This is a genomic window from Microcoleus sp. D3_18a_C4 (assembly GCF_036702415.1).
In the GTDB taxonomy this organism is placed as follows: domain Bacteria; phylum Cyanobacteriota; class Cyanobacteriia; order Cyanobacteriales; family Microcoleaceae; genus Microcoleus.
Genome location: NZ_JAUBTI010000006.1, coordinates 1 through 13127 on the forward strand (window position 1 = coordinate 1; position 13127 = coordinate 13127).

Consider the following 13127-nt stretch of genomic DNA (forward strand, 5'->3'; position numbering starts at 1 on the left):
TATTGTACAATACGCGAGCGGGGACGCTCGCACTACAATAAAAAAAATGCTTTTTACAAAACTGAGATGCTCCCTGAATCCGGCGGCTTGTATCCTGGCTGCTTTCGGTCAAAACGATCGCACGCGAGTGCATCCCGAAAGCCAGGGCGATCGAATTTCTGCCCTTAAACAAATCCTTCGCAGTAACTCCAGATCGAACTAACACCCGCCCGAACCGCATTTCCTAGACCAACAGCACCAAACCCAGCACCAGCGTCACTACTATTTCCATAAGTTCAGAATACGATCGCTTAACTCGGTTTTAACTCATATGTTGCACCATTCTCAATAAGCTTTTTAGGAACAGGCTTTCCGGCCTGTTCCACAAGAAGACTCATTCTTTGTGGAACGGGCATCTTGCCCGTTCTTGACAATGGTGCAAGATATCAGTTTTAACACGCTTTGCGATCGATAACTCCTGACTCCTGCTCAATAATGAATCCGTGTATCCGTGACTTCCGTGCCGTGCCTTTCTTCAACCACACCTAAAATTTGCAAAATGTCAAGGGATTCGATCGACTTTTCCCCATCTTAGCCACCAAGTCCCAAACAAGATTTAGCGCCGGACAAAATCCCCCAAATTTTTTGCCACAAACGGTCACATCCGTTGTAATATAGATGTAAGTCACAGCCCGTTAAAGTAATCAACCAACAATTAAGTCGCTCAATATATTCACGCTCCAACGAGCGATGAGTTGTATTGAGCGCGCCTATTAAGGAGCGCTCAAAGCTCGTCACACACCCCAAATATTCAGCAAGAATCATGCCATCAAGAGCCGCCAACGATGTAGACGTAGCAGAGCAATATTGGCACTACCTAGAAGTATCCAAGGTTGCAACAATCTTAGAAACCAACCTGGAAAGCGGTTTAGAACCGACAGAAGCCAACCATCGCCAACAGAAATTCGGGCCCAACGAACTAACCGTTAAAGCAGGGAAACCAGCCTGGTTAAAATTTCTCCTGCAATTTAACCAACCCCTCCTGATCATCTTGCTGAGTGCAGGTTTAATCAAAGCAGTGATCGGAGAATGGCTAAACGCTAGCGTAATTTGGGGCGTAACCACCACCAACGCTACTATTAGTTTCATCCAAGAAGCTGGAGCCGAGAAAAAAATTGAAGCCCTAGCCCAAGCTGTCACTACCGAAGCCACAGTCATTCGGGGCGGCAAAAAATTAAGAATTCCCTCCAAAGAACTCGTAGTCGGGGACTTAGTAACCCTGACTTCCGGCGACAAAGTACCGGCAGACTTGCGCTTAGTGAAAGTCCGCGACTTGCAAATCGACGAATCGGGACTCACCGGGGAATCTGTTGCTGTCGAAAAAGAATTAGGACAATCGGGAGACTTGGTTCTGCCACAAGAAACGCCACTAGCAGAACGGGATAACATGGCCTATGCCGGCAGTTTTGTCACTTTTGGCCAAGCTAGCGGCATCGTAATTGCGATCGCCAATAAAACCGAAACCGGCAAAATCTCCCAACTATTAGATCGCCACATCGACCTCACCACCCCCTTAACCCGCAAATTCAACCAATTCAGTCAAAACTGGCTGTTATTCGTGTTGGGAATGGCAACCTTGACCTTCGCAGTCAGATTGGGCAGACCTGTCCCAGAGGGAGTTTCAGCCTTTAAAGAAGCAGTCGAACCCGCTGTCGCCCTGATTGTCGGTGCAATTCCCGAAGGCTTACCCGCCGTCATTACCGTCACCCTAGCCGTAGGCGTTTCCCGGATGGCAAATCGCCACGCGATCGTCCGCAAATTGCCCGCAGTGGAAACCCTCGGCGGCGCTACAGTCATCTGTTCCGACAAAACCGGAACTTTGACGGAAAACCAAATGACGGTGCAAGAAATCTATTCTGGCGGCGAATCCTACTCGGTTACGGGTACGGGATACAGCCCCGAAGGTGAAATTCAACTCAACCAACTGCCAATTACTGTCAGCCAAACTCCAACTTTGCAAGAATGTTTGCAAGCTGGACTCCTTTGCAACGACTCTCACTTGGAATTTAAAGACGATAATTGGATTGTCGTCGGAGATCCGACAGAAGGAGCGTTAATTGCTGCAGGCAAAAAAGCTGATTTGAGCCAGCAAATTTTGTCCAAGTCAATGCAGCGGCTGGATTCAATTCCCTTTGAATCTCAGTTTCAATACATGGCGACGCTGCACCGAACTCCCAGTAGCAAAATTTTGTACGTCAAAGGTTCCGTAGAATCAATTATCGGCCGCTGCGGTTCCAGTCTCGATACCCAAGGAAATCCGGTAGAAGTCGATCGCGAACAAATCCACCACCAAGTGGATGAAATGGCAAAGCAAGGCTTGCGCGTCTTGGCTTTAGCGAAAAAGCCAGTACCCCAAAGCCAAAATTCCGTCGATCACTCGGATTTGGAGTCAGGGCTGGTTTTCTTGGGACTGCAAGGTATGATTGACCCGCCGCGGGCAGAAGCGATCGCAGCCGTCCAAGCTTGTCAAACCGCCGGCATCCAAGTCAAAATGATTACCGGCGACCACATCGCTACAGCCAAGGCGATCGCCCGCCGCATGGGATTCCGCAAAACCAAGCACCACAGGGAACTTGTAGCCTACACGGGCGCTCAACTCGCCGCAATGAGCAAGCAGGAACTCGGCGAAGCCGTAGAAGCCGGCTCAGTTTTTGCCCGCGTCGCCCCAGAACAAAAACTCCGCCTCGTAGAAGCTTTGCAAAATCAAGGCGAAATCGTGGCGATGACGGGAGACGGCGTTAACGACGCGCCGGCGCTCAAACAAGCGGATATCGGTATTGCGATGGGCAGCGGTACTGAGGTTTCTAAGGAAGCCGCCGACATGATTCTTACCGATGATAACTTTGCGTCGATCGAATCTGCTGTAGAAGAAGGGCGATCGGTTTACAAAAATCTGCTCAAAGCAATCAGCTTCATTCTCCCAGTCAACGGCGGAGAATCGATGACAATTTTGCTCAGCACCCTCCTCGGTCGAGAATTGCCGATTTTGTCGCTACAAATTCTCTGGCTGAATATGCTCAACTCGATCACCATGACTGTGCCCCTGGCTTTCGAGCCCAAGTCAGCGGGAGTGATGAAACAGCAGCCCCGACCGGTAAACGAACCTTTCCTCACCGGAAATCGGATCAAGCGGATCATCGCTATTTCTCTTTACAACTGGACTCTGATTTTCGGAATGTTTGAATGGGTGCGCCAAGCTCCTTGGGGAACCTTGGAACTGGCCCGCACGATGGCGATTCAAGCTTTGGTAATGGGGAGAATTTTTTACCTGTTGAGTCTCAGCCAGTTGTTGCCTTCTTTGATTGCTAAATTTAGCGGTTCTAAGGAAGAAGTTAGCGGTGCTCCCGCCCTCGGTGTGGGAATTGTCCTGGCGGTGATTTTGCAGATCATCTTTGCTAATTCTCCGTTTGTCAATAGCATATTTGAGACGGCTCCGATGAATCTGGATCAGTGGTTGATTTGCTTCGGCGTAGCCCTGCCGATGATCGGTGTTGCTCTCTCCGTCAACCGGTTCGATCCGCCCAACTAAGCTGCTGCCCAAAAGTGCGATCGAACTTGGAGGTACTGCCACCGATTAGTAATTTCGGGTGTTGAGAAACCGGGTTTCTGGAAGAAACCGGGTTTCTCTGTTTTACACAAAATCGAACCTAAAAGCCCACGTCATATCATCTCCGGTAAATCACTTAGGATTAAGCGCCAATTTTAGGCCAATACGCTTGGGCCCGAGCCCGATCTCCCTGGCGCCCCCCCATCGTTGCGGGGGGACAAGAACTTACTCTTTCGTCCCCCAACAACCAGGGGGAGTAGGGGGTATGCGAGGGGATCACGCCCGGAATAAGCAGTTTTAACCCAAGCGTATTGAATTTTAGTCCACCCATGAAAACCAGTTAACCCTTGGAAAACACCCAAATCGTAAAAAGTTAATTATTTCTGTATAATACACTACAATTAGCTTTTAAAAAATAGACATATATTAACAAAGTAAATGTGCAGTGGCTGCGATGTTGGCAACTTATTGACAATAAATTTGCAGGCTGCCCGATCGGCATTCGCTACAACCGTTACCCAGCAAGTCTTGGTTTGAACCAGTTTGGATAAGCCAACCAGATCGCCCTTCCCAACGGTTCGTTATCGATAGGGCGAGCCCAAAAGATTTACTTATCAAATGAATTTAATAATTGTTTTATAATTTGTGCAATAGTAAGGTAGAGTTAATTATCAAGCCAAGAAAACGTGCGGCTCGCAAAAAGTGAGTTCACACAACTCGGCCGCTCGAAATATCGATAATCAAAAAAGTCAAATCAGCAGGGATAGTTTAAAGAATTATGCTAGCGATAAATCTTTTGCTCCCTCCTGCCAAGGATCGCTCAAAACAGTTCGCTAAATTCCATTAGCGAACAGAAAAAAAGCGCCTTGATAAACTTCAGTGATGTCGTTACAGAAGATTATGAATTGCAGCGAGGCTAGACTATGACAAAATTTTCAGAGCAATTTTCTCGGCGTAAATTTATCGTTACAGCCGGTGCATCTGCAGTCAGTTCAATACTGCTCAAAGGGTGTTTGGGAAATCCTCCCGAACCGGGTGCAACTGCTGGCGGTGAGGCCGCTGCTGGTGGCGGGGCAGTGCCGGTGGCAACATCAGCAGTTGCTGTTGCCAACGAGAAAAGAGTAGAAGGAATTGAAAGCACTAAAATCTCATTGGGATACATCCCGATCGTCGAAGCAGCACCTTTAATCATTGCCCAAGAAAAAGGCTTTTTTGCCAAATACGGCATGACTGAGGTAACAGTCGCCAAACAAGCCAACTGGGGTTCGGCCAGAGATAACGTAGAAATAGGATCTGCCGGGGGCGGCATTGACGGCGGCCAGTGGCAAATGCCGATGCCTTATCAAATTAGTCAAGGCCTGATCACCAAAAACAGCACCCCAATCCCGATGTATGTTCTGGCCCAGTTGAACACTCACGGAAATGGAATTGCGATCGCGGGCAAACACCAAGGCAAAGGGCTCGGACTCAAACTAGACCAAGCAGCCCAAGACTACATCAAAGGCCTAGCGAAAGCAGGCACTCCCTTCAAAGCAGCCTACACCTTCCCCAAGGCCAACCAAGACTTGTGGATTCGCTACTGGCTTGCAGCTAACGGCATCGATCCCGACACAGATGTCAGCTTGCTGACAGTACCGGCTGCCCAAACCGTGGCCAACATGAAAACCGGAAGTATGGACGCTTTCAGCACCGGCGACCCCTGGCCTTTGCGGATCGTCAAAGAAAACATCGGCTTCATGTCAGCGCTAACTTCCGAAATCTGGAAAGCACATCCAGAGGAATATTTAGCCATTCGCGGCGACTGGGTAGACAAGCATCCCAAAGCCACAGAAGCCGTGATAGCAGCAATCATCGAAGCGCAACAGTGGTGCGACAAGCCAGAAAATCGCGCCGAATTAGTTGCCATTGTTTCGGGCAAAAACTTCTTTGACGTATCTCCGGCTGTTTTGACTCCTCCCTATGAAGGCAAGTACGTCATGGGCGACGGCAAACCCGACATCAACGACTTCCAGAGGAGCCCGCTGTACTGGAAAGATAGTGTCGGCAACGTTTCTTATCCCTACGCCAGTCATGATTTGTGGTTCATTACCGAAAGCGTTCGCTGGGGTTTCTTGCCAACAAAAACCTTGGCCGACAAAAAGACACTCATCGGTAAAGTCAACCGCGCCGATATCTGGAAGAACGCAGCTAAATTAGCCGGAGTTGCTGATGCTGATATTCCGAAAAGTACGTCTCGCGGTATTGAGAAGTTCTTTGATGGCAAAGAATTCAACCCGGATCAGCCAGAAGCTTATCTGAGCAGTTTGGCGATTAAAAAAGTGTGATGGGTAAAAGCTTCCCATAATTTAGCCTCAAAAATTTAGTCTCGAAAGAAAACACCGCAGAAACAGAGGAGATAAGCAGGATGGCTGTAAGTACAAGTCGGAGAGGTAGAGTCGCTCCGCAAGCGGCGCTGGGCGACTTTTGGAAGAAGAATTCCCCGAATATATTGCCGCCAATCTTGGGGCTAATTGGATTTCTGTTTGTTTGGCAATTCCTGTCAAGTTCTGGAATTATTAAATTGCCGGGGCCGACAAGCGTTTGGACTGACGAACGGACGCGGATTCTGTTGATGTATCCTTTTATGAACTCCAAAACTTACGGAGTCGGCTTGTTTTGGCAGACTTTAGCTAGTTTGGAACGGGTGGCAAAAGGCTATACTCTCGCCGCTGCTGTGGGAATTGGCATGGGGGTTGTGGTAGGTACAAATCCTTTTCTAAATAAGGCTTTAGATCCGCTTTTTCAGTTTTTGCGGATGGTGGCCCCTTTGGCTTGGGTGCCCATTGCCCTGGCTGCACTGCAACAAAACGAACCTGCTGCTTTGTTCGTGATTTTTATCACTTCAGTTTGGCCGATTTTGATCAACACGGCTGAAGGTGTGCGCCAAATTCCAGACGACTATAACAACGTTGCGAAAGTGCTGCAACTTACTCGGAAAGAGTATTACCTCAATATCTTGTTTCCGTCGGCACTTCCTTACATCTTCACAGGATTGAGAATTGCGATCGGTTTGGCTTGGCTGGCAATTATCGCTGCGGAAATTGTGATGTCCGGGATTACAGGTATCGGCTTCTTTATTTGGAACGCTTACCAGCAAAACTACATCAGCGAAATTTTGTTAGCTGTAGTCTACATCGGGGCTGTTGGTTTGCTGCTCGATCGCATGATGGCTTGGTTGCAGCAAAAAATTGCTCCACCTCAAGGAAAATAGTTGTGCAAGTAACTCGCTAAATAATTTTGAGTTTTGAGTTTAAAGATTTGAGTTCAAAACTCGATATTTATATTTCAGGAAACTGCAATCTACACAGGGTTACGAAATCTCCAACAAGCGACAGTTAAAGCTAGCTGCTAATCTATAAAAACTAGCAGCTAGCGAAATAACAAACCTACAAAAAAGGCAAAAAAATCATGTCTATTTTGATTGAAATAGAACAACTGGAAAAAGTATTTAATTTATCAGACGGCGGCACATACGTTGCTCTCAAAGGCATCGATCTGGAAATTGAAAAAGGCGAATTTATCTCCTTAATCGGACACTCAGGCTGCGGCAAATCTACGCTGCTAAATATGGTGGCAGGTTTGGATTTGCCGACAGAAGGATTGGTGACAATTGAAGGACAAAGAATCACCCAACCAGGCCCCGATCGCATGGTAGTATTCCAAAACTATTCCCTGCTACCTTGGCGGACGGTCAGAGAAAACATTACCCTAGCCGTAGACTCGGTAATGAGCGGCTTACCCAAAGCCGAACGCCTCGAAATCATTCAAAAACACATCGACATGGTGGGCTTAACTCCCCACGCCGAAAAACAACCTGCACTGCTATCAGGGGGACAAAAACAGCGCGTGGCGATCGCCCGCGCCCTCGCCCTGCGCCCCAAACTGTTACTGTTAGACGAACCCTTCGGCGCTTTGGACGCTTTGACTCGTGGCAACTTGCAAGAAAAGTTGATGGAAATTTGCCAAGAGTACGAAATCAGCGCCCTGATGGTAACTCACGACGTGGATGAGGCGGTGTTGCTGAGCGATCGCATCGTCATGCTCACCAACGGCCCAGAATCGAAGATAGGCGGGATTCTCGAAGTAGACATCCCCCGCCCCCGCAAGCGGATGGAAGTAGTCTCACACCCCAGCTACTACGCTCTACGTAGCGAAATGATTTACTTCCTCAACCAGCAGAAGCGCGTCAAAAAACTGCGGGCGCGGAAAGTACCCGCGATCGCCCGCCACGGGCTGGAAAAAGTCAACCTCGAACTCGGCTTTATTCCGCTGGCAGCCTGTGCTCCCCTCGCTGTCGCCAAAGAAAAAGGCTTTTTTGCCAAGCACGGCCTGGATGAAGTCCACCTCGTGCGGGAAACAAGCTGGCGCGGCATCGTAGACGGCATCGCCGCAGGTTACTTAGACGCAGCCCAAATGCCCTCTGGGATGGCGATGTGGTTGAGCTTGGGGGGCCACCAAGAGCAGCCGATTCCGACGGTTACAGCCCTCACCATGAGCCGCAATGGCAACGGAATTACCCTCGCGAGGCGCTTTTACGACCAAGGGATCTACACTCTGGCAGACTTTAAAGAAATGCTGCATAGAACGCCGGCCCAAACGCACCGTATGGGCATCGTTCACCCTTCTTCGATGCACAACCTGTTGCTGCGTTACTGGCTGGCTTCCGGCGGCATTGACCCGGATCGCGATGTGTTGCTGAAAAATATCCCACCGGCTCAAATGATCGTTGACTTGCAGGGCGGCACTATTGACGGTTTCTGCGTCGGCGAACCTTGGAACTTGCGGGCATCGATGGAAGGAGTCGGCTTTACGGTGGCTACAGATTTGGAACTGTGGCCGGGGCATCCGGGAAAAATTTTGGGGGTGCGGGAAGACTGGGCAAATGCTTATCCCAACACTCACATTGCTCTAGTCAAAGCTTTGCTCGAAGCTTGCAACTATTGCGCCGATCCAAGTCGCGCCGCCGAGGTTTCGGAAATCGTCGCGGGAAGGGAGTACGTCGCTACTGATAAGAGTTACATCCAACTCGGCGACGCCAAATCTTCTGCTTGCAACCTCGATACTCCGATGCGGGAATACGCCCACCACTTGTTTTCGGGAGAGGGGGTGAATCGCCCAAGCCGCACCGAACAACTCTGGCACATGGTGCAGATGGCGCGCTGGGGCGATACTGTGTTCCCGCGCAACTGGGTGGAAATTCTGGAACGGGTGGTGCGAGTCGGTGCCTTCAGCACGGCGGCGCGAGAGCTGGGGATGGCTGATATTACTTACACTCGCGGTTCTCTCAGCTTGTTTGACGGCTCGGTGTTTAATGCTGACGATCCGATCGGCTATCTCAACAGTCTGGCGATTAAACGCGATTTCACGATGGCGGAAGTTGTACTTGATTCCGACCGTAGAGTTGCTTAAAGTGGTTTTCAGTAGGATGCAAACAGGGTAATTGCTAACTGTTTAGTTGCTCGTTGCTAACTTCGGAAGCCATCCGTTAAATCCGTTACAGAATCTGTGGCCGAACTTCTTTCACCTATAACCCACTAACAAGTTCCAAAATCATGCTCAACACCACTACGAACCAAACTCAAACCAAAAAGCAAGACAAGAAAGTAAAGGATCGCCGGAAGCCTTTTTTGGTGATGGAAAATGTTCACAAATCATACCCAAATGGTTACAGAGCTTTAGAAAACGTTAACTTGACTGTAGCTGAGGGAGAGTTTATTACGCTGATCGGACACTCGGGTTGTGGCAAGTCAACGCTGTTGAATATGGTGTCGGGTTTTAGCCATCCGACTCAAGGCAGCGTCAGAATTAGCGGGCAAAAAATTGAGAAGCCGGGCCCCGATCGCATGGTGGTGTTTCAGGGTTACGCTTTGCTGCCTTGGCGGACGGTGTTTGAAAATGTTTACCTTGCGGTTAATGCTGTATTTCCTGAGAAGTCGAAGGTCGAAAAAAATGCGATCGTCAATGAGCATTTGGCGATGGTGGGATTGACTGAAGCTGCCCAGAAAAGACCGCCGCAAATTTCGGGGGGGATGAAGCAGCGGGTTTCGATCGCCCGCGCCTTGGCAATTCGCCCGAAAGTGCTGATTTTAGACGAACCTTTTGGTGCTCTGGACGCAATTACTAAGGAGGAATTGCAAGAAGAGTTGCTGAAAATCTGGAACGATCACCGCTGTACGGTGTTGATGATTACTCACGACATTGATGAAGCGCTGTTTTTGGCCGATCGACTGGTGATGATGACTAACGGCCCGTCGGCGACAATCGGTGAAGTTTTGGAGATTCCTTTCCCGCGTCCGCGCGATCGGGTTCAAATGATGGAAGATCCGGAATACTACAATTTGCGGAACTACGCCCTAGATTTCCTGTTCCGTCGCTTTGCACACGATCACGATGCCTAATCAGTTGGGAAATCAAAGTTCAAGAGGAGAATTATGAGACTTCTCGAACAAGTTTAATTCTTGTGCGGAGTAGGGATTAGGCATCCTGCCGGCCCAAGACGAGCTTTTTTGCAGAAGTCTATTGAAAAGTTTAAGCCCCAGTGTTCCCCGATGTCAGGGGAACATCGCTGCGGGCGCAATTTTCCCGATCCGGTTGGGTAAACTGAAGCTTAATGGTGGACGAGAAGTTTTTTCGGACGTTCGGATCTTTTTCCGATATTTTACGTCTACCAGCGAAGAGACCCGATTGCCTAGCTGTCGGTAAGCTGGCATGAATAGAGCCCACCTTCGATCGAGGGTGGGCTTCTTCTTGATGTTATTAACCGTTTGTGGGCGATCGGTGGTTGGTGCATTCCACCCTTGGAACTGGCACACTGCAGGAACGTTTATCGGTGTTTCATGGATTAAGGCTGTTTTCAATATAGCGGTTTTCAGTGGAGTGAAGTACAGACGATCGGGTAGGGAAACGGCCGATCCTAAGTCCGGCGCGGGGATTTGCGACTTTTAACCATTGGTATAAGAGTGATGATTGTAGCAATACTTTTTTAAATTTGTATCACTCAGGTTTGCACGGAAAACTCCTCTGGGTCAATATCCCAATTTACCCAGCGAATTGCTTCTTTAGCCGTTAGCGAAGCCCTCGAAGAGGATCGCACATCAGGCGGCACTCGCAACGCATGAATGAATCCCGTGCTCGGACAAGTCATTTTTAACAAATAAACTGGCTGTGGATTACCCTCGTCATCAAAATCCTCGTCAAACTCGATGCTTAATAAAGTGTATTCCTGCCAACTATCTAATTCTGTCACCGCTAATTCTTGAATTATGCGATCGTAACCAATTCTCTCAATTAACACTCGACGCAGTTCGGCATTTTCTTCCGATAGAAGCCATTCTGCTTGCCACAAATCGGGGTGTACTTTTCCGTATTCTTCGGGTAATTTAACGCCGTGGTGAAAGTATAAACTGTAGCCGTCCGCAAATGCGATCGCACTTTCCCCTTCAGCGTGTAACCGATTTTCGCTGTCAAAGCGGAGGTGTAAAGGTCGATCGCAAATTATGCAAATTTTGTCAAACGGCAAGATCAACCCGCATTCCTCGAACAACTGTTGCTTGCAGCGAAGTAATTCTTGTGCTTTCTCATCGAGAGTAATACCAAATTTCGATATGAAAAATTTAGTTAAATGAATTTCTTCTAGCAGATTAGTAAGACTTAGTAGTTCTAGATCCTCAAAGTATGAGCGGAAATCATCTCCCAACGATTCTAAGTCATTTTTTAACAATTCCTGAAATTCTGACACCAGAGTGTAATCGGCATTCCGCTCTAATATTATTGCATCCGACAGAGCCTTCCACAACATCGAACCCGAAAATTCTACGTTCGCCCATTGAAAACAATTGTGGGATAAAAACTTTCCCCATACTAAATTTGTGACCGCTATTTCCGATATTTGATCTCGCGATCTACCGTCAATTTCTAGGAGTTTAAAAAGTTCGAGAAAAGCCGCCTGCGGACTGCTACAAACAATAACTTTTGGTGCTTCTTTACCGATAGCTGCATAAATTTCTCTCACTGCTTCTGTAGCTTTTTGATCGTCAATTGGCTTCGTGGAGAGTGTCAGGTAGTTCTGAGTAAGTTCGATGGGCAGATTTAAGTCAGTGATTGGATTATTCTGGATAATTAGTCGTGTCAGGTTAGTAAGTCCCGACAACGGAGTTATATCGGTAATTTGATTGTCCCACAGATGCAAGTAGGTCAGGTTGGTGAGTGCCGACAGCGGAGTTATATCAGTGATTTGATTGTGGATGAGCAAGATTCCTGTCAGGTTAATGAGTCTCGATAGCGGAGTTATATCGGTAATTTGATTTCTAGCGAGACTCAGGTTTGTCAGGTTGATGAGTGCTGACAGCGGAGTTATCTCGGTAATTTGATTGTTGGAGAGATTCAGTTTTGTCAGGTTGATGAGTGCTGACAGCGGAGTTATATCGGTAATTTGATTACCGCTAAAATCAAGTTCTGTAAGGTTAGTGAGTCCCGACAGTGGAGTTATATCGGTAATTTGATTATCGTTAAGATTAAGTTCCATCAGGTTAGTGAGTCTCGACAGCGGAGTTATATCGGTAATCTGATTGTAGCCAAGATTAAGTTTTGTCAGATTAGTGAGTCCAGACAGCGGAGTTATATCTGTAATTTGATTGTCCCTGAGATAAAGTTCTCTCAGGTTGGTGAGTCCCGACAGCGGAGTTATATCGGTAATTTGATTACCGCTAAGAGACAGTTTGATCAGGTTGATGAGTCCCGACAGCGGATTGATGTCGATAGTTCGATCGTGATTGAAATCCAGTTCAGTAAAATTTGAAAGTATTTTCTCGGCTTCATTACCGTCAGAAGTGCCAGCCTTTTGTAATAGCATATTAACTGTATGCCTTGCTTCTTTTGAAAGACTATCTTTGTGCTTGCACCAGTCAGCAAAGCTACTGAGATTAATTGGTTGTTTTACTTGTTGTTCTGACATAGTAAATTTCGATTTTAGTTTGGTAAAATTAAGGCTTTCACAAGCGGGTTATTCGGCCTACCCTACAATAAAATTCACAGAACTTGCCCACTCCGATGAAAGAAACCGGGTTTTTGACCGAATTTGGGGGCTGCAACGAAGTATTTCGTAAAAACCCGGTTTCTGCGCCCCCCGTAAGTCCTGTTAACCTTAGTCTGCGACATACCGCCAGCCTTGGGGCTCATATTCCCGCTGAATTCGCACCATCCAATTACCTTCGGGAATTGCGATCGCATGGTGTTCTTCATGACTCAATAAAGCTGTGGGCGAAAGCACTCGCAAGTACAGAGTGCCGTCTTTTTCGTACAGTTCAGCTTGTCCGTCAATAATCTGGTGAGAATGTCCAGTAACTTCACCTTCGGCGAGTGTGAGGTGAGGCTGTTTTTGTCCTTTAATTTGCTCTGTGGGAGTGAGAATTACGTCGCCTTGTCTAATCGGTTGCATAGTTTTTTTGTTAATTTTGTGTGGTGGTGTTGACAGGTCGATCGCTCTGACTGTCAATTTTATAAT

8 protein-coding genes and 2 pseudogenes are annotated in these 13127 nt (G+C 47.8%); 6 read left to right on the forward strand and 4 right to left on the reverse strand.

The window, feature by feature from the left end; all coding sequences use genetic code 11:
• The coding region (locus tag QUB16_RS04740) for a hypothetical protein (protein ID WP_333314384.1) at window positions 1–205 on the reverse strand (205 nt) is incomplete at its 3' end.
• A 597-nt stretch (window positions 206–802) separates the two neighbouring features.
• On the opposite strand from QUB16_RS04740, the gene QUB16_RS04745 reads away from it, so the two are divergent.
• From QUB16_RS04745 to QUB16_RS04770, 6 genes are all read left to right on the forward strand, one after another.
• A complete protein-coding gene (locus QUB16_RS04745) occupies window positions 803–3568 on the forward strand; it encodes an HAD-IC family P-type ATPase (protein ID WP_333314386.1) in 2766 nt (921 codons plus the stop codon).
• Window positions 3569–4509: 941 nt separating this feature from the next.
• Window positions 4510–5910, forward strand: coding sequence for a CmpA/NrtA family ABC transporter substrate-binding protein (locus QUB16_RS04750; RefSeq protein WP_333314387.1), 1401 nt, complete (start codon window positions 4510–4512; stop codon window positions 5908–5910).
• A gap of 80 nt (window positions 5911–5990) precedes the next feature.
• Window positions 5991–6836, forward strand: a complete 846-nt coding sequence (ntrB, locus tag QUB16_RS04755; protein ID WP_333314389.1) for a nitrate ABC transporter permease — start codon at window positions 5991–5993, stop codon at window positions 6834–6836.
• A gap of 197 nt (window positions 6837–7033) precedes the next feature.
• Complete coding sequence (locus tag QUB16_RS04760; protein ID WP_333314390.1) at window positions 7034–9034, forward strand: nitrate ABC transporter ATP-binding protein; 2001 nt, start codon at window positions 7034–7036, stop codon at window positions 9032–9034.
• A 143-nt stretch (window positions 9035–9177) separates the two neighbouring features.
• Window positions 9178–10023, forward strand: coding sequence for a nitrate ABC transporter ATP-binding protein (locus QUB16_RS04765; protein WP_333314391.1), 846 nt, complete (start codon window positions 9178–9180; stop codon window positions 10021–10023).
• Between the two features lie 310 nt (window positions 10024–10333).
• Complete coding sequence (locus QUB16_RS04770) at window positions 10334–10570, forward strand: hypothetical protein (RefSeq protein WP_333314392.1); 237 nt, start codon at window positions 10334–10336, stop codon at window positions 10568–10570.
• A gap of 52 nt (window positions 10571–10622) precedes the next feature.
• On the opposite strand, the pseudogene QUB16_RS33485 reads toward QUB16_RS04770, so the two are convergent.
• The 3 genes and pseudogenes from QUB16_RS33485 to QUB16_RS04780 all read right to left on the reverse strand — a co-directional run.
• Window positions 10623–11237: pseudogene (locus tag QUB16_RS33485) on the reverse strand (DUF6745 domain-containing protein); the annotation flags it as partial.
• A 483-nt stretch (window positions 11238–11720) separates the two neighbouring features.
• Window positions 11721–12578: pseudogene (locus QUB16_RS33490) on the reverse strand (leucine-rich repeat domain-containing protein); the annotation flags it as partial.
• Window positions 12579–12767: 189 nt separating this feature from the next.
• Entirely contained in the window at window positions 12768–13061 is a 294-nt protein-coding gene (locus QUB16_RS04780) for a hypothetical protein (RefSeq protein ID WP_333314395.1), read from the reverse strand.
• Window positions 13062–13127 lie beyond the last annotated feature (66 nt).